20 protein-coding genes are annotated in these 15096 nt (G+C 67.8%); 11 read left to right on the top strand and 9 right to left on the bottom strand.

Features of this window, described 5'->3' with window-relative positions; genetic code table 11:
- Nucleotides 1–104: 104 nt before the first annotated feature.
- From thrS to FWJ24_RS06085, 3 genes are all read right to left on the bottom strand, one after another.
- Nucleotides 105–2090, bottom strand: a complete 1986-nt coding sequence (gene thrS / locus FWJ24_RS06095; protein ID WP_150286907.1) for a threonine--tRNA ligase — start codon at nucleotides 2088–2090, stop codon at nucleotides 105–107.
- An 88-nt stretch (nucleotides 2091–2178) separates the two neighbouring features.
- Nucleotides 2179–2487, bottom strand: coding sequence for a membrane protein insertion efficiency factor YidD (gene yidD / locus FWJ24_RS06090; protein ID WP_150286906.1), 309 nt, complete (start codon nucleotides 2485–2487; stop codon nucleotides 2179–2181).
- Between the two features lie 221 nt (nucleotides 2488–2708).
- A complete protein-coding gene (locus tag FWJ24_RS06085; RefSeq protein WP_150286905.1) occupies nucleotides 2709–3173 on the bottom strand; it encodes an iron-sulfur cluster assembly scaffold protein in 465 nt (154 codons plus the stop codon).
- A 177-nt stretch (nucleotides 3174–3350) separates the two neighbouring features.
- Here FWJ24_RS06085 and folE point away from each other — a divergent pair, with 177 nt between their 5' ends.
- On the top strand, nucleotides 3351–3980 hold the full coding sequence (gene folE / locus FWJ24_RS06080; RefSeq protein WP_150286904.1) for a GTP cyclohydrolase I FolE: 630 nt from the start codon (nucleotides 3351–3353) through the stop codon (nucleotides 3978–3980).
- A 75-nt stretch (nucleotides 3981–4055) separates the two neighbouring features.
- Nucleotides 4056–4466 carry a phosphoribosyl-AMP cyclohydrolase gene (gene hisI / locus FWJ24_RS06075; RefSeq protein ID WP_150286903.1) on the top strand — a complete coding sequence of 137 codons (411 nt, stop codon included), beginning with the start codon at nucleotides 4056–4058 and terminating at the stop codon, nucleotides 4464–4466.
- A 9-nt stretch (nucleotides 4467–4475) separates the two neighbouring features.
- Here the strand turns inward: hisI and FWJ24_RS06070 are convergent, their stop codons facing one another.
- Complete coding sequence (locus tag FWJ24_RS06070; RefSeq protein WP_150286902.1) at nucleotides 4476–4907, bottom strand: CBS domain-containing protein; 432 nt, start codon at nucleotides 4905–4907, stop codon at nucleotides 4476–4478.
- 388 nt (nucleotides 4908–5295) lie between these two features.
- Between FWJ24_RS06070 and FWJ24_RS06065 the strand changes: the two genes are divergently transcribed.
- The 3 genes from FWJ24_RS06065 (at nucleotide 5296) to FWJ24_RS06055 (ending at nucleotide 7729) form a co-directional block, all read left to right on the top strand.
- Complete coding sequence (locus FWJ24_RS06065; RefSeq protein ID WP_166443602.1) at nucleotides 5296–5988, top strand: PAS domain-containing protein; 693 nt, start codon at nucleotides 5296–5298, stop codon at nucleotides 5986–5988.
- Nucleotides 5989–6183: 195 nt separating this feature from the next.
- Nucleotides 6184–6750, top strand: coding sequence for a PilZ domain-containing protein (locus FWJ24_RS06060; RefSeq protein ID WP_246155563.1), 567 nt, complete (start codon nucleotides 6184–6186; stop codon nucleotides 6748–6750).
- A 367-nt stretch (nucleotides 6751–7117) separates the two neighbouring features.
- Nucleotides 7118–7729 (top strand): transglutaminase-like cysteine peptidase, encoded by a 612-nt coding sequence (locus tag FWJ24_RS06055; protein ID WP_246155562.1) that lies wholly within the window; start codon nucleotides 7118–7120, stop codon nucleotides 7727–7729.
- A gap of 123 nt (nucleotides 7730–7852) precedes the next feature.
- On the opposite strand, the gene FWJ24_RS06050 is transcribed toward FWJ24_RS06055, so the two are convergent.
- A complete protein-coding gene (locus FWJ24_RS06050) occupies nucleotides 7853–8386 on the bottom strand; it encodes a gamma carbonic anhydrase family protein (protein ID WP_150286899.1) in 534 nt (177 codons plus the stop codon).
- A 17-nt stretch (nucleotides 8387–8403) separates the two neighbouring features.
- A complete protein-coding gene (locus tag FWJ24_RS06045) occupies nucleotides 8404–8724 on the bottom strand; it encodes a DUF6949 family protein (protein ID WP_150286898.1) in 321 nt (106 codons plus the stop codon).
- Nucleotides 8725–8878: 154 nt separating this feature from the next.
- Here FWJ24_RS06045 and FWJ24_RS06040 point away from each other — a divergent pair, with 154 nt between their 5' ends.
- Nucleotides 8879–9520, top strand: coding sequence for a hypothetical protein (locus tag FWJ24_RS06040; protein ID WP_150286897.1), 642 nt, complete (start codon nucleotides 8879–8881; stop codon nucleotides 9518–9520).
- Here FWJ24_RS06040 and FWJ24_RS06035 read toward each other — a convergent pair whose 3' ends face one another.
- The 3 genes from FWJ24_RS06035 to FWJ24_RS06025 all read right to left on the bottom strand — a co-directional run bounded on the left by FWJ24_RS06035 (nucleotide 9521) and on the right by FWJ24_RS06025 (nucleotide 11632).
- Nucleotides 9521–9730, bottom strand: coding sequence for a DUF3126 family protein (locus tag FWJ24_RS06035; RefSeq protein WP_150286896.1), 210 nt, complete (start codon nucleotides 9728–9730; stop codon nucleotides 9521–9523). It lies immediately after the preceding gene.
- A gap of 110 nt (nucleotides 9731–9840) precedes the next feature.
- Nucleotides 9841–10662 carry a serine O-acetyltransferase gene (cysE, locus tag FWJ24_RS06030; RefSeq protein WP_150286895.1) on the bottom strand — a complete coding sequence of 274 codons (822 nt, stop codon included), beginning with the start codon at nucleotides 10660–10662 and terminating at the stop codon, nucleotides 9841–9843.
- Between the two features lie 145 nt (nucleotides 10663–10807).
- Nucleotides 10808–11632, bottom strand: a complete 825-nt coding sequence (locus FWJ24_RS06025; RefSeq protein WP_150286894.1) for an alpha/beta fold hydrolase — start codon at nucleotides 11630–11632, stop codon at nucleotides 10808–10810.
- A gap of 174 nt (nucleotides 11633–11806) precedes the next feature.
- On the opposite strand from FWJ24_RS06025, the gene FWJ24_RS06020 reads away from it, so the two are divergent.
- The 5 genes from FWJ24_RS06020 to FWJ24_RS06000 all read left to right on the top strand — a co-directional run bounded on the left by FWJ24_RS06020 (nucleotide 11807) and on the right by FWJ24_RS06000 (nucleotide 15085).
- A complete protein-coding gene (locus FWJ24_RS06020) occupies nucleotides 11807–12049 on the top strand; it encodes a zinc-finger domain-containing protein (protein ID WP_150286893.1) in 243 nt (80 codons plus the stop codon).
- A 16-nt stretch (nucleotides 12050–12065) separates the two neighbouring features.
- A complete protein-coding gene (locus tag FWJ24_RS06015) occupies nucleotides 12066–13307 on the top strand; it encodes an FAD-dependent monooxygenase (protein ID WP_150286892.1) in 1242 nt (413 codons plus the stop codon).
- Between the two features lie 3 nt (nucleotides 13308–13310).
- On the top strand, nucleotides 13311–14210 hold the full coding sequence (locus tag FWJ24_RS06010; RefSeq protein WP_150286891.1) for a DMT family transporter: 900 nt from the start codon (nucleotides 13311–13313) through the stop codon (nucleotides 14208–14210).
- 134 nt (nucleotides 14211–14344) lie between these two features.
- The gene (locus tag FWJ24_RS06005) at nucleotides 14345–14761 is read left to right on the top strand and encodes a PilZ domain-containing protein (RefSeq protein ID WP_166443601.1); all 417 of its coding nucleotides are present in this window, start codon (nucleotides 14345–14347) and stop codon (nucleotides 14759–14761) included.
- A 66-nt stretch (nucleotides 14762–14827) separates the two neighbouring features.
- The gene (locus tag FWJ24_RS06000) at nucleotides 14828–15085 is read left to right on the top strand and encodes a PilZ domain-containing protein (RefSeq protein WP_150286889.1); all 258 of its coding nucleotides are present in this window, start codon (nucleotides 14828–14830) and stop codon (nucleotides 15083–15085) included.
- Nucleotides 15086–15096 lie beyond the last annotated feature (11 nt).

Here is a 15096-nt window from a genome sequence, read left to right as displayed (position 1 = left end):
TTTCGACTGACCATGTTTGCGTCGCGGCAAATTCACAAGCGCGCGATCTTGCAACGTTACATCATTGCGAATCTTCTTGCGCCGAATTTACGCGATGCGTTGGCTTACCCCGCTTTCGCGCGCCTCACATCCGGCGGCACGGCCTCGTTCTCCAAGGCAGCCAGCGCCGCGTCGAGCGGCATCGTCTTCTGCTCCTGCGAACCGAGCCGGCGGATGGTCACCGTCTTCTCCTCGGCCTCGCGCTTGCCCACGGCGAAGATCACCGGCACCTTGGCGAGACTGTGCTCGCGCACTTTGTAGCTGATCTTCTCGTTGCGCAGGTCGGCACGGGCGCGCAGGCCGGCCGCGAACAGCGCTTCCGTCACCCGCTCGGCATAATCGTCCGCCTCGGAGGTGATCGGGCAGACGACGACCTGCTCGGGGGCCAGCCAGAGCGGGAAATGCCCGGCATAGGATTCAATGAGGATCCCGAGGAAGCGTTCCATCGAGCCGCAGATCGCGCGGTGGATCATCACCGGCTGATGCTTCTCGCCGTCCTCGCCGATATAGAAGGCGCCGAACCGCTCCGGCAGGTTGAAATCCACCTGCGTCGTGCCGCATTGCCAGTCGCGACCGATGGCATCGCGCAGGACATATTCGAATTTCGGACCGTAGAACGCCCCCTCGCCGGGGTTGATCGCCGTCCTGATCCGGCCGCCGGATTGCGCCTCGATCGTCTCCAGCACGCGCGTCATCACCGCTTCCGCGCGGTCCCACAACGCGTCGGAACCAACCCGCTTCTCCGGCCGGGTGGAGAGCTTCACGACCAGCTCCTCGAAGCCGAAATCGGCATAGACCGAGAGCATGAGATCGTTGATCTTGAGGCACTCGGCCTCCATCTGCGCATCGGTGCAGAAAACATGGGCGTCGTCCTGCGTGAAGCCGCGCACGCGCATCAGCCCGTGCAGCGCGCCGGATGCCTCATAGCGATGCACAAGGCCGAATTCCGCAAGCCTGATCGGCAGATCGCGATAGGATTTCAGGCCATGCTTGAAGAGCTGCACATGGCCGGGGCAGTTCATCGGCTTGAGCGCGAACACCTTCTGGTCCGCCTCGGGGTCCTGCGGGTTCATGAAGGCATGCGCGCTTTTCACCGCGAACATGTTCTCCTGATACCAGCCCCAATGGCCGGAGGTCTCCCACAGGCTCTTGTCGAGCACCTGCGGCGCGTTGACCTCCTCGTAATCGCGCCGCAGCCTGCGGCGCATATAGGCGACGAGCTGCTGGAACATCGTCCAGCCCTTCGAATGCCAGAAGACCGTGCCCGGCCCCTCCTCCTGGAAATGGAAGAGATCCATCTCGCGGCCGAGCTTGCGATGGTCGCGCTTCTCCGCCTCCTCGATCTGGCGGAGATGGGCGTCAAGCTCCTCCTGTTTCGCGAAGGCGGTGCCGTAGATGCGGGTGAGCATCGGCTTGGTGGAATCGCCGCGCCAATAGGCGCCGGCGACCTTCATCAGCTTGAAGGCATTGCCGATCTTGCCGGTGGAGGTCATGTGCGGGCCACGGCAGAGGTCGATCCACTGGCCCTGGCGATACATCTTCAGATCCTCGCCGGGCGGGATCGCGTCCACCAGTTCGACCTTGAAGGTCTCGCCCTTGGCGCGGAAGAAATCCTTGGCCTGCTCGCGGCTCCAGAATTCCTTGGTGAAGGCGGTGTCGCGGGCGATGATCTCGCGCATCTTCTTCTCGATGGCGGGAAAATCCTCGGGCGTGAACGGCGTCTCGCGATGGAAATCGTAGTAGAAGCCGTTCTCGATCACCGGGCCGATCGTCACCTGCGTGCCGGGCCAGAGCTCCTGCACCGCCTCGGCCAGCACATGCGCACAATCGTGGCGGATCAGTTCCAGCGCGCGCGGGTCCTCGCGGGTCAGGAATTCGATGCGCGCATCGGTGGCGATCGGGTCGGCGAGATCCTGCACCGCGCCGTCGATCGCCATCGCGACCGTGCGCTTGAGGAGCGAGGGCGAGATGCCGCCCGCGATCTCCCTGCCGGTGATATTCCTGGGAAACGGGCGCCGCGCGCCATCGGGGAAGGTGAGCGTGATCGTCATGTCGTATCTCCTGCCCACTCCCGCGAACAAGGCGGGTAGGCTGCTGGCTCGATCGGCCGCTTGTGGCGCGCGGATGGTGAATGCCGGGTTACGATCCCGGCTCACGCAGCCGCGCGGGCACATGGGTGCCCCGCCACAGGCCATAGCGCCACGGGGTATACCAGCGCGCCGCTTTCGGCAATTCCTCGCAGACGAAATCGAGCCCCGCGCTGCCTCCCGGCCGGCAGCGGCAGATGCGTGCAAACCCCATCCAGCCTCCCGGCCAGATGCCGTGACGTTCCACCGCCTCGATCATGTATTCCGAGCAGGTGGGCAGGTGTCGGCAGGTGCGGCCGAGAACGGCCGAGAACGTGTAGCGGTAGAGATGGACCGGCGCGAGAAAAAGCCGGCGCAGCATCACGCGCCGTTCCTCCGGTTCCATGTCTGCGCCAGGGCTTCCCATTGGATACAGAGCCTGCGTAACGACAAGAATGCCCCTATCCGGGATAAAGGGGGCTCAGCTCTGCCGAGCTGGACGAAATCCACGAATGCAACGGTTATAAGCCACCCCAGCCTTCGGAAATCCGTGTCATGGGCGTTCTCCAGGCGGACGGCGCACCGCGTAATGCAGCCTTCGGGTCATTTCAAGGCGCCCGTTTCCTGCTCCGCCGGCTTCCGCTGCGCCTCGATCTTGCCGATGGCCTCCACCACCGCGTCGAAGGTCAGCAGGGTGGAGGCGTGCCGGGCCCGGTAATCGCGCACCGGTTCGAGCACGCGCAGGTCTTCCCATTTCCCGGCCGGCGGCGGCCCGTTCTCCTTCAGCATCCTGCGCACGACCTCGCGGATGGCGCGTAATTCGTCTGCGCTGGCGCCCACCACGTTGCGGGCCATGATCGAGGACGAGGCCTGCCCGAGCGCGCAGGCCTTCACCTCATGGGCGAAATCGGTAACGACATCGCCCGTCATCGTCAGATCCACCGTCACGGTGGAGCCGCAGAGTTTCGAATGCGCGGTCGCGCTCGCGTCCGGCGCCGCGAGCCGGCCAAGGCGCGGGATATTGCCGGCGAGTTCGAGGATGCGGCGATTATACACATCGTCAAGCATGGGCACCTCCACCCGAAGAGGAAGATAGGTTTTCACGCATCGCTTGGCCAGAGCGCCGCTCCTGACAGCACCTGACACCGTGATATGGCCGGATGGGCCGATGCGAAATTCCTGCGGCGGGTGGATCCAGCCCGCCGCCCCGCCCGTAGATCGCCTGAGCATCAAAGGAGGCACCACATGGATGCCGTGGTTAAGACCTTTCCCGCCCGCAGCGCCGGGAACTCCCCGATCGAGCGGCCGAGCCGCGAAGAAGCCGAGGCCGCCGTGCGGACGCTGATCCGCTGGGCGGGCGACGATCCCAGCCGCGAGGGCCTCCTCGAAACGCCGAAGCGCGTCGCCAAGGCCTATGAGGAACTGTTTTCCGGCTACCGGAAAGATGCCTCCGAGGCGCTCTCGAAAATCTTCCGCGATGTCGAGGGCTACGACGACCTGGTCCTGGTCAAGGACATTCCCTTCCATTCGCATTGCGAGCACCACATGGTGCCGTTCGCCGGCGTGGCGCATATCGCCTATTACCCCGAGGGCGGCGTCGTCGGGCTCTCGAAGCTCGCGCGCGTCGTCGATATCTTCGCGCGGCGCCTCCAGACGCAGGAGACGATGACCGCCGAGATCGTCCAGGCGATCGATGCCGCACTCAACCCGCGCGGCATCGCGGTGCTGATCGAGGCCGAGCATATGTGCATGACGATGCGCGGCATCCAGAAACCCGGCGCCTCGACCACGACCTGCCAGTTCACCGGCGTGTTCCGCGACGATCCGAGCGAACAGGTGCGGTTCTTCACCATGCTCAACCGCGTGCGCGGATAGGGCGCGCGGCCGGCTCAACCGCGCGCAGATCCGCCATGACTTGAAATCCTCGGGCGACATGCCAAAGAAGGCAGCATGTGGACCCCGACAACCCCCTTCGCGCCGCCCGGAACCAAGCTGGAGCTTGAGGAGGGGCGCGCGCTCACGCCGAAATTCGGTCCGGACGGCCTGATCACCGCGATCACCGTCGACCATGCGAGCGGCGACATTCTCATGCTCGCGCATATGAACGCCGAGGCGCTGGCGCGCACGCTCGCAAGCGGCGATGTCTGGTATTTCTCGCGCTCGCGCAACGCGCTCTGGCGCAAGGGCGAGACCAGCGGCCACACGCAGCGCCTCGTCGAGATGCGCGTCGATTGCGATCAGGACGCGGTGCTGCTGCGCGTGACGCAGGCCGGGCCAGCCTGCCATACCGGCCGCCCCTCCTGCTTCTATCGCCGCGTGCACCTGGAAGGCGGCCGGCCGGTGCTGACGGCGACGGAATGAGCTGCCGGCTCAGCTCGCGGTGATGTATTCGCGCAGGGTCTGGCTTTCGTGCTCAAGCTCGGCCAGACGCTGCTTCACCACATCGCCGATCGAGATCATGCCGTCGAGCCGGCCGTCGCGCACCACCGGGATGTGGCGGAACTTGCCCGTGGTCATGATGCTCATCACCTCGCGGATCGGCGTCGAGCCGAGGCAGGTGATGACGCGCTTCGTCATATGCGCGGCCACCGGATCGTCGAGGGCGGCGGTGCCCCGCTCGGAGACGGCGCGGACGATGTCGCGCTCGGAAAGGATGCCGGCCACGCTCTGGCCCGGCCCGACGATGACCACCGCGCCGATGCGGTGCTGGGCGAGCATCCGCGCCACCGCATGCATGCTGATCGTGGGCTCGGCCGTGACGACCGCCCTGCCCTTGGCGTCGAGGATTCTGGCAACTGTCATGGTTGCGCTCCTGCTCTGATCGGACGTTTCCATTCCCACCGCTCTGCGGCGGCTCGGGGGAGTGTCGCGGAAATGCGCGCGCTCCGCAATCATGCAGGATGGGCCGGGAACGCGGCGCAAAGACGGCGTTCGGGCCCTGCGCAGAAAAACGCCGCGCCCGGAGCGGGGGCGCGGCGCAAAATCCTTGGAGCGTTCTGACCATGACATGGCGGCGCGTGCGCGACAATCTCCATCCCCGGTTAAGCTTAACGCGACGGCAGAAACAGGACGCCCGCGCTTAACCTTCCGTCCGGCATGCCCTTCGCGTCGGCAGCGGCATGGGCGGCCCCGGCGCCGCCCGCTTGGTTCAGACCGGGACGTCATGTCCCGAAACGGACGGGAGGGTCCCATGCGCCACCCATCGACAGCCGCGCTGTTCCGCTACTGGAACACGCTGCGCGGCGACCGGCCCGCCCCGCGCCGCATCGAGATCGAGCCGCGCGCGATTGCGCCGGAACTGCGCGATGTGTTCCTGATCGAGGGGCCGGCGGGTGAGTTCCGCTTCCGGCTTGCCGGTTCGCGCATCGTCGACAGCCTCGGCCAATCGCTCACCGGCCGCCCGTTCGAGGACATCTTCGCCGACCGCACCAAGCTCGCCGCCCTCTCCGCCTTGTGGATTGCCGCCGAGGACGGCGAGCCGATGCTGATCGGCATCCGCAAGGCCGGCCGGGCCGAGGATGATGCCCCGCGCGCCGCGAAGCCCGGCGCGCCCCGCCCGGCCTGGCTCAATTTCCGCGATGCGGGCGGCATTCCCAAGCCCGAGCGCCGCCAGGCGCATTCCGCGGCCGGCGAATTGCTGCTGTTGCCGCTTTCGCACCGCAACGGCATCGGCGATCGGCTGATCGGCGCCCTCGCCTTCTTCGATCCGCCGGCCGAGCCCGCCCGGATCCCCGAGCGGCTCGACCTGACCGGCAGCCGGATGCTCGGCCGCGCCGCCCGGCCGGCGAGCGGACCGGGACTGCTCCCGGCCGCCATGGCGGAGAGCGTGATCGGCCGGCGCGGACATCTCATCGTGATGCGCGGTCGCAAGGATACCGAATAGGCGGCATCGGGTAGCCGCCCGCCTGGCGGAACGCGGCCTCTTCCGGGCCAGGTTAACCATTCCTTCGGTGCTGGCTGCGACATTCGGGCGGGAGAAGGAATCTCCCTTCGGGGGCGAGCCATGCCGCGAGCGCTTCGTATTACGCCTGAATCGACCGCTTCACAGCGTCTGTTCCGCCTCAGCGCGGAACGCCGCGTGGCGCCGCGCGTGCGGATTTCCATCGGCGGCCGCTTCATGCTCGAGAACCGCACCGAATATGGCGGCACGGCGACCGAGGCGTCGCTCCAGGCTCTCGTGGTCGAGGCCGATTGCACGCCGCGGATCGGCGAGCGGGTCGTCGGCTATTTCTACTCGATCGGCCGCGTCGAGGGGCAGGTCGTCCGGCTGATGCCCGGCGGCTTCGCGATCGAGATGGTGACGACGCTCGTCAAGCGCGACAAGCTCGCGAACCAGCTCACCTGGCTCGCCAACCGCGAGATCCTCAACCTGCCGGAGGATCGGCGGCATGACCGCGTGGTGCCGCGCGACCCCCGCATCACCGTCACCAATCTCGCCTCCCCCGCCGCGCCGATCCCCGCGCATCTGATCGATGTCTCGCGCTCCGGCGCGGCGGTCGCGGTGCGGGGTGATTTCGCGCGCGGCGACGAGATCATGCTCGGCACGACGCCGGCCCGCGTCGTCCGCGCCTTCGAGGGCGGAATCGCGGTCGAGTTCCACGGGTCCGTGCCCGACGCGATGTTCGACGTCGACATCCGGCTCTGAGCCCCGAACCGCTTCCCTGCACCGTTCCGTCCTCGCGCCCCCGGCCTCTCGCCGGGGGTGTTTCGCGTCCGGCGGCAAGACTACGCCACGCCCTTTCGCGGCAGCCTGAACGGCGGACTAACGCCGATAGTAAAGCCAGGTTAACGGCGATGCTGCGTCTTTTAGAGAAAAACTCCGAACCCTGAAATTTTCATTGTTATTTCAAAAGACTGAATGATTAACGGTTTTTTCGTTCGGTTCGCGCAGCACTCAACCTCAAAATCATCCTTAGAAAAACCTTACGCGGATCCTCAAAATCTGAGCACCGAAAATCGCCGGATATGAAAATCCGTGTGCGATCTCTTTCCGTGACGAACGGGAGGGGTCGATGAATAAAAAGGTCATCGTCGTCTTTGGAATGCTCGCAACCGGAATGGCATCCGGAATACTTGGCGTTTCGCCAGTATCCGCCCAGCAGGTTGCCTCGATCGGTCAGGCGACGACCGCGCCAATCGGTTTCATGCAGTTCTGCCGCGAGAATCCGGCGGAGTGCGTGAGCCGCACGCTGCCCAGGCGCGCCATCGCGCTCGACGAAGGCAGCTGGCGGCGGATCGTGAAGATCAACGCCGATGTCAACCGCGAGATCATCGCGGTGACGGATCAGGACCATTGGGGCGTGCCCGAACTCTGGTCCTATCCCGAGGATGGCCGCGGCGATTGCGAGGATTACGTGCTCGAGAAGCGGCGGCGGCTGATCCGCGCCGGGTTCCCCGAGCAGGCGCTGCTGATCACGGTGGTGCGCGACAAGCGCGGCGACGGGCACGCGGTGCTGACGATCAAGACCGATCGGGGCGATTTCGTCCTCGACAACCAGGAGGGGCAGATCCTCGCCTGGAAGGATACCGGCTACCGCTTCATCAAGCGGCAATCGGATGAGAATCCCGCGCAATGGGTGTCGCTCGGCGGAGTTGGCAGCCCGAACGTCGCCTCCTCACGCTGAGGGCGCATCATGGAATTTCGCTGAGGGCTGGTCAGGTCCCCACCCCACCCCGTCCCCCCTGGACTGGCTTCAGGCGAAAAGGGCCGGTTCCGCGCCGATCACGCGGGGCCGGCCCGCCCCATTTCAGGGCGCGATTTCCTTCAGGCCCGCCGCGAAACGCTTCCAGTTGCGCGCATAGCCCGCCGCGGACGCGCGCAGGCCGGCGAGCGCCGCCTCGTCGAGCTGCCGCACCGCGCGCGCCGGTGCGCCGACGATCAGCGAATGCGGCGGGAATTCCTTGCGCTCGGTCACCAGCGCCCCGGCGCCGACGAGCGAGCCCGCGCCGATCACCGCGCCGTTGAGCACGGTCGCGCCCATGCCGACGAGCACATGATCCCCGAGCGTGCAGCCATGCAGGATCGCGCCGTGGCCGATCGTGCAGCCGCGCCCGAGGGTCAGCGGAAAGCCCAGATCGGTGTGGAGCATCGCATGCTCCTGGATATTGGTCTCGGCGCCGAGCACGATCGGCTCGTTGTCGCCGCGCAGCACCGCGCCGAACCAGATGCCGACATCCTCGCCGATGACGACCCGGCCGATGACATGGGCGCCGGGCGCGACCCAGAAGCGGCCCTCTCCCGGATAGTGCGGCGCCTGGCCGTCGAGCGCGTAGAGCGGCATGGTTCCTCCGAACTGCGTCAGGGGGCGAAGCCTGCCACAAGCCGCAGGAACTGGAAACCGATCCCGATCGCCCAGAACGAGGCGATGATCGTCGCGAGCGCCACGAAATGCACTTTGCGGCGCTCATATTTGCGGCCGCGGAGCGTGTTGCGCATGATGATCGCCGGCCCGGCGACGGCGATCAGCGGAATCGCCGCGACGCTGGCCGGGCCGCCGTGGAGAAGCAGCCCGAAGCTCGGCGGCTGATCGCGCAGCGCGCGGTAGAGCGCGGCGACGAAGCCGGCCAGCGCGAAGCCGAGCGCCAGCGCGAGAAGCGAATCGATCTGCTGGGGCGACATGGTCCGATCCTCCCGATACGCCTGGGCGGCGGTTTGAACGCCTGCCGAGTTTGCCGGGCTGCAAGCGTCATGCAAGACGGAAACGCCCCGGAATGGGTCAGGATTGGTCGGTTTCTTTACGTTTGGTTAACCATGGCGGCGCAGGCTTCCCGCGATGAAACGCCTTGCCCTGTCCCTGCTCCTGCTCATGCTGGTCGGCGGCACCCATGCGCTGCTCCTGACCGGACGTCCGCTCCAGCCCGCAGCGCCGGAGGGCGATGCGCGGGTCGATCTCGCGGGCCGGATCCTCGCGGTGCCGCGCGAGCTGATGCGCGACCGGGCGCAGATGGCGGGCGGGCGGCTCGATCGGCTCGATCTCGTGGTGGGAATCGCGGACTTCGCCGCGCCGCCCCCCTCCCCCGCCAGGTCGGGTGCGCATGGCCCGCAGCCGGGGCGGCTTGCCATCGTGGTGCGGCCGGCGGGGCCGGAGCCGGATGCCGCGACCCTGTTCCAGAATGTCCATGCGCGCTTCCTCGCGCGCGAGGCCTGGTCCAATCCCGGCGGGCTGGTGATGCGACGCTTCCGGCCCGGCACGCCGTACGAGGACCGCGAACTCTATCTCGGCGCCGGCGGGCACGGGATCTTCGTCGCCCTGTGCCCGCGCGAGAGCCTCGACGATGCCGAACCCTGCCGCGCGACGCTGCGGCAGGACGGGCTCGAGATCGAACTGCGCTTCGCCCCCGCCGATCTGCCGGAATGGCGGCGGATCACCGCCGGCGCGACGCGGCTCGTGGCGGGCTTCGCCGCGCGGGGATGATCATTCGAGATCGGTATCGAGGATCGCCATCTCGAAGAAGTAGGATTTGTCGCCGTCCTCGTTGTCTTCCGACACGACGCCGATGAACTCCTCACCGATATAGACCTCGGCGGAATCCTTCTTCTTCGGCCGCGCGACGACGCGGATCGCGGCATTGGCGAACGTCCGGCGGAGATAGGCCTCAACCTTGGCAAGTTCCGGTTTTTCCATGGCGAGAGCCCCCTCTTTGTTGACCGGGCCAGCCGGGAATCGCCAGCGGCCCCGGCCTCGATTGCCATGGTCCGCGGGGCGAGACAACCCGCGCCGGCGGCGATCCCCGCTCAAAGACCGGGATCGATCACCTGGTCCATGGCCCGCGCGGGCTCGGCGCAGCCCGCCTCGCCGACGATCCGCGCCGGCACGCCTGCCACGGTCACGCAGGGCGGCACCGCCTTCAGCACCACCGAACCGGCGGCCACGCGCGCGCAATGGCCGATCTCGATATTGCCGAGGATCTTGGCGCCGGCGCCGATCAGCACGCCGCGCCGCACCTTGGGATGCCGGTCGCCGTCTTCCTTGCCCGTACCGCCGAGCGTGACGCCCTGGAGGATCGAGACATCATCGTCGATCCGGGCCGTCTGCCCGACGACGAGGCCGGTCGCGTGATCGAGGAAGATGCCGCGCCCCATCGGCACCTGCGGATGAATGTCGGTCTGGAACACCGAGGAGGCGCGCGATTGCAGGTAGAGCGCGAAATCCTGCCGTCCGCGTGCCCACAGCCAATGCGCGAGCCGGTGCGTCTCGATCGCGTGGAAGCCCTTGAAATAGAGCACCGGCTCGATGACCCGCTCACAGGCCGGATCGCGGTCGAGCACCGCGACGATATCGGCGCGCAAGGCGTCGCGATAGCCCGGCTCCGCCTCTGCAAGATCGGCGAAGGCGTGGCGGATATGGCTCGCCGAGAGATCGGCATGGTCGAGCCGCTCGGCGATGCGATGCGCGACCGCCGCCTCAAGGCTCTTCTGCTGGAGGATCGTCGCCAGGACGAGCCCGGCCAGCGAGGGCTCGGCGGCGCGGACGGCCTCCGCCTCCTGCCGCAGCCGGGCCCAGACGGGATCGAGCTTGGCGGGAAATTCGGCGCGCTCGGCGGAAAACGAGGGCATGAACGGGCTCCCTGGCCGAAAAGACCGGATGAATTCTAGCAGATATGACGCGGGCAGGCGATCCGCGGCAAGTGGGGCGGCCGGAAACAGGGTAAAGAGAGAAAATCCTTCTCGCTTTGCGGGCCGCTTCAGGAAGCCCGCCGTCTCAGGCGATGATCGCGCCCGCGTGCCGCAACTCCTCGAAGAAGGCCAGCACCGCCGCGCGATGGCTCCGATCTCCCACCGCCGGATTGTGGTCGCGGTTCTCGATCGGGAAGACCCGCGCGTACGGCATCATCGCCGCGAGCGGTTCCGGCGGGCCGGCGATCAGGTCGCGCGTGCCGACCGCGATGATGGTCGGGGTCTCGATCCGCGCCACCTCCGCCTCCGTCAGGCTCTGCCGCGAGCCGCGGATGCAGGCCGCCAGCGCCAGCATGTCCTGGCGGTTGGCCTCGGCGAAGGTGCGGAACATGCGCTGCATCGGATCGGTGATCCCGGCACCGCTTTCCGCCTCCAGCGCCTCGGCGATGCCGAGCGGCAGGCCGACCCCGTCCACGAGATGCAGGCCGAGCCCGCCGAGCGCCAGCCCCGCGACGCGGCGCGGGTGGTGCAGCGCGAGAAAGGCGGCGATGCGCGCCCCCATCGAATAGCCGGCGACGAAGGCGCGCGGCACGCCGAGATGATCCAGCAGCGCCCGCGCATCCTCCACCATCCGCAACGTGTGGTAGCTCGCCGGGTCGCGCGGCTTGTCCGAGGCGCCGTGACCGCGATTCTCGATCGCGATGACGCGATACCCGGCCTCGAGCAGCATGCTCGTCCACCCTGAACCGACCCAGTTGACGGCAATCGAGGAGGCGAAGCCGTGAATCAGCAGCACCGGCGTACGGTGTCCGTCGCGATTCGAGCAATCGAGATAGCTCAGGCGCAGGTCGTCATGCGTGAAGCTGGCGCGCGCGAGGGGATCGGGACCGGAGGCGGGAAGATCGACCATCCCCGCCCCTTGCCGCGCCGCGTCGCAGGATGCAAGCCGCCGGGTGCCAGCGGACGCTGAAAAAGCGCGCCGCGCCCAGGATTTTCCTTGGAAGCCCCCGGAGGGAGGGCTATTCAGGCGAAGCGGGCCGTTTCGGCGCGCATATCCAGCTTCAGGGTTGAGAGGAGCGAGGTGATGGCCGCGGGTTCGATCCCCCATTTCCAGAATTCGGCGGGGCTTCAGAGCATTCGGGTCCATGCCCGGGAGTTCATGTGCATCGGCGCGAAGCCGCCGTTCGATCATCCGCATGTCTATCTCGACATGGGCAGCGGCGACGAGATCATCTGCCCCTATTGCTCGACGCTCTACCGCTACGACCCGGCCCTGCGGACCGCGATCTGCGCGCCGGCCGACGCGCTCTGGACCGAAGCCGCCTGACGCCACGACCTCGCCCATGCCCGAGGACCCGGAACCGCACGCGCAGAGAGAGAACGGGACGCCGCACGCCCTGATCGCTGGCGCCGGCATCGGGGGCCTGACGGCGGCACTCACACTCGCCGAGGCCGGGTGGCAAGTGACGCTAGCGGATCGCGAACCCCGTCTCCAGGAGGTCGGCGCCGGGCTCCAGCTCGCCCCCAACGCGACGCGCCTGCTCGGACCGCTCGGCATTCTCGACGCGCTCGACAATCTGGCGGTCGAACCGGCAGCGCTCTGCATCCGCAACGGCGAGACCGGCGATCGGCTGAGCCGCACCCCGCTGGGGGCCTCGGCGGCGGCGCAGTTCGGCGCGCCCTTCCTGGTCGCCCACCGCGCCGATCTCCAGCGCGCGCTGCTGCGCCGGGCGGCGGCGAACCCCGCCATCACGATCCGGCTCGGGCTTGCGTTGGCCGATCTCCGCGAGAGCGGCGAGGCCGTCACCGGGCTTTTCGAGGATGGTGCCGGCGCGGCCCTGCCGATCGCGGCCGATCTGCTCGTCGCCGCCGACGGGCTGTGGTCGCGCGGGCGGCGGATCGCGGGGCTGCCCGGCCCGTCGCGCTATTCGGGCAGGACCGCCTGGCGAACCCTGGTGCCGCGCGCGCAGGCGCCGATCTTCGCCCGCGAGGCCGAGGTCCATCTCTGGCTCGGCGCGGGGGTGCATGTGGTGCATTACCCGGTCTGCGGCGGGGAATTCGTCAATCTCGTCGCGATCATCGAGGATGAATGGCGCGAAGAGGGCTGGTCCGCCCCCGGAAACCCGGACGTGATCACGAGCCGGATGCGCGGCCTCGCTCCGCGCCTGCGCGACCTCGCCGCCGCCGCCGAACACTGGAACCGCTGGGCGCTGCTTGACCGGCCGCCGGAATCGCGCTGGTCGCGCGGACGGATGACGCTGCTCGGCGATGCGGCGCATCCGATGCTGCCTTTCCTTGCGCAAGGGGCGAGCCAGGCGATCGAGGACGCGGCGGCGCTCGCCGCCCTCCTCCCCGCGACGCGCGACGGCGCCCGGATCGCCGCCGCCCTGCGCCGCTACGACGCGCTGCGGATCCCGCGCACCGCGCGCATCCAGGCCGAGGCGCGACGGCAGGGGACGATCTATCACCTCTCCGGGCTCGGCGGGCGGGCACGCGACGCCGCGCTCCGTCTCCTGCCCGGCACGCTCCTCCTCCGGCGCTATGCCTGGATCTTCGCGCATGACGCGCGTGTGATCGGCGCCTGAGCGATGCCGCCTGTCGCCCCGCCGGCGGAGGATAGCCGCAAGCGCCTCGTTGCCATCGCGCTGATCATCGGCGCCTATGCCTGTTTCGCCGGGCTCGATGCGACCGCGAAATGGCTGACCCCGCATATCGGCGTGCTGGAGACGACCTGGGCGCGCTATGTGTCGAGCATCCTGTTCGTGACATTGCTGCTCAATCCCTGGACGCGGCCGGGGCTGACGACGACGCGGCGGCCCTGGATGCAGGCGAGCCGCTCGCTGGTGCTGTTCGCCTCCACGGCGCTCAACTTCCTCGCCCTGCAATATCTGCAGCTCACCCAGACCATGACGATCATGTTCCTCCAGCCGCTGCTCGTGGCGCTGATCGCGGGACCGCTGCTGGGCGAATGGGTGGGGCCACGCCGGCTGGCGGCGATCGGCGTCGGTTTCCTCGGCGTGGTGCTGGTGACGCGGCCCGGCGCCGGCGGCATCCATTGGGCGGCGATCTTCTCCTTCCTGGGCGTCGGCTGCTATGTCGCCTATTCGCTGATGACGCGGCTCCTGGCCCGGCACGATTCCTCCGAGACGACGATGTTCTATTCCGGCCTCGCCGGCATCATCATCCTGACGCCGGTGATGCCCTTCACCTGGCATGCCGAACCAACGGCGCTGACGCTGGCGCTGATGCTGGCGATGGGGTTCTGGGGCGCGCTCGGCCATTGGCTGCTGATCCTCGCGCATCGGCACGCGCCGGCGGGGATCCTCGCGCCCTTCCTCTATACCCAGATCATCTGGATGACGGCGCTTGGCTATTTCGTCTTCGGCGACCTGCCCGATTCCTGGACGCTGGCCGGCGGGGCGATCGTCATCGCCTCGGGCATCTATCTCATCCATCGCGAGCAGGTGCAGCGGCGCCCGCGGCGCTGACGCCCGCCGGCGGGATTCGCGCAAAATCCCGAAGCCTCGAGAATCGCCGCGAGGAAGCGTTAATTCCTCGGCGCTATAACGCATCAATGTCGCGCGGATCATTCCGGTTCGCGCGCCATGAGCGAGTGCCACCGATGTCGTTGCCGAATGATCGTCGCCGAAGCAGCCGGGTGCGCAGCTTCCTGCGCGGCGAGATTCTGCACTCCAACGGCGCCTCGCGCACGGAATGCACGATCCGCGACCTGTCGGAGACCGGCGCGCGGATCGAGGCGCCGGTCTCGGTGACGGTGCCCGAGCATTTCGAGCTGTCGATTCCGCAGCGTAACGTCCACCACCGCGCGCGGATGGTGTGGCGGCACGGGGCGGAGATCGGCGTGGCCTTCCTGGTCCAGCCCGTTCAGGCCGGCCCGGCGGCCGCGCCGGACGAGATCGGCACCGAGATCCGCATGCGCATGCTGGAGATCGAGGCGGAAACCGCCCGGCTCCGGGCGCAGCTCGCGGAAATGCGCGCGGCGCTCGACACCGTGCTGCGCGAAAAGAAGTCCGCATGACCTGAAAGGCCATGCGCATCCGAGGGCAGGATAGCCCTCGGGGTCCGATCCAGAAGGGAAGCGTGAATGCTCAACAATCGCCGCGAAAACCGCAATGCGTGCTACCTGCGCGCCAGCATCCTGATCAAGCAGGGCGACCAGCGCATCGATGCCGAAGCCTTCGATATTTCGAAGAACGGCATGCGCCTTGTCGTGCCCAATGCCCGCCAGGTTCCGGATTATTTCATGGTCTCGATCCCGCGCCGGCACATGATGGAGCATGTCCGAGTCGTGCGGCGTGGCGACAGCGAACTCGGCGTCGTTATCCGCGAACTGCCCCGCTGACAGCCCCTCGC

Source organism: Rhabdaerophilum calidifontis, assembly GCF_008641065.1.
Lineage (GTDB): Bacteria > Pseudomonadota > Alphaproteobacteria > Rhizobiales > Beijerinckiaceae > Rhabdaerophilum > Rhabdaerophilum calidifontis.
Note: the sequence above shows the minus strand (reverse complement) of the source record. Positions and strands in the feature narration are given on the sequence as shown.

Bases quoted from the DNA above. Each gene is read 5' to 3' on its own strand.
- FWJ24_RS06055 (WP_246155562.1), top strand. From the start codon at position 7,118: ATGAATAAAAAGGTCATCGTCGTCTTTGGAATGCTCGCAACCGGAATG.
- FWJ24_RS06020 (WP_150286893.1), top strand. From the start codon at position 11,807: ATGGCCGCGGGTTCGATCCCCCATTTCCAGAATTCGGCGGGGCTTCAG.
- FWJ24_RS06065 (WP_166443602.1), top strand. From the start codon at position 5,296: ATGCGCCACCCATCGACAGCCGCGCTGTTCCGCTACTGGAACACGCTG.
- folE (WP_150286904.1), top strand. From the start codon at position 3,351: ATGGATGCCGTGGTTAAGACCTTTCCCGCCCGCAGCGCCGGGAACTCC.
- yidD (WP_150286906.1), bottom strand. From the start codon at position 2,487: ATGCTGCGCCGGCTTTTTCTCGCGCCGGTCCATCTCTACCGCTACACG.
- FWJ24_RS06085 (WP_150286905.1), bottom strand. From the start codon at position 3,173: ATGCTTGACGATGTGTATAATCGCCGCATCCTCGAACTCGCCGGCAAT.
- hisI (WP_150286903.1), top strand. From the start codon at position 4,056: ATGTGGACCCCGACAACCCCCTTCGCGCCGCCCGGAACCAAGCTGGAG.
- FWJ24_RS06070 (WP_150286902.1), bottom strand. From the start codon at position 4,907: ATGACAGTTGCCAGAATCCTCGACGCCAAGGGCAGGGCGGTCGTCACG.
- FWJ24_RS06035 (WP_150286896.1), bottom strand. From the start codon at position 9,730: ATGGAAAAACCGGAACTTGCCAAGGTTGAGGCCTATCTCCGCCGGACG.
- FWJ24_RS06005 (WP_166443601.1), top strand. From the start codon at position 14,345: ATGTCGTTGCCGAATGATCGTCGCCGAAGCAGCCGGGTGCGCAGCTTC.
- FWJ24_RS06050 (WP_150286899.1), bottom strand. From the start codon at position 8,386: ATGCCGCTCTACGCGCTCGACGGCCAGGCGCCGCACTATCCGGGAGAG.
- FWJ24_RS06010 (WP_150286891.1), top strand. From the start codon at position 13,311: ATGCCGCCTGTCGCCCCGCCGGCGGAGGATAGCCGCAAGCGCCTCGTT.
- thrS (WP_150286907.1), bottom strand. From the start codon at position 2,090: ATGACGATCACGCTCACCTTCCCCGATGGCGCGCGGCGCCCGTTTCCC.
- FWJ24_RS06040 (WP_150286897.1), top strand. From the start codon at position 8,879: ATGAAACGCCTTGCCCTGTCCCTGCTCCTGCTCATGCTGGTCGGCGGC.
- FWJ24_RS06025 (WP_150286894.1), bottom strand. From the start codon at position 11,632: ATGGTCGATCTTCCCGCCTCCGGTCCCGATCCCCTCGCGCGCGCCAGC.
- FWJ24_RS06015 (WP_150286892.1), top strand. From the start codon at position 12,066: ATGCCCGAGGACCCGGAACCGCACGCGCAGAGAGAGAACGGGACGCCG.
- FWJ24_RS06045 (WP_150286898.1), bottom strand. From the start codon at position 8,724: ATGTCGCCCCAGCAGATCGATTCGCTTCTCGCGCTGGCGCTCGGCTTC.
- FWJ24_RS06000 (WP_150286889.1), top strand. From the start codon at position 14,828: ATGCTCAACAATCGCCGCGAAAACCGCAATGCGTGCTACCTGCGCGCC.
- cysE (WP_150286895.1), bottom strand. From the start codon at position 10,662: ATGCCCTCGTTTTCCGCCGAGCGCGCCGAATTTCCCGCCAAGCTCGAT.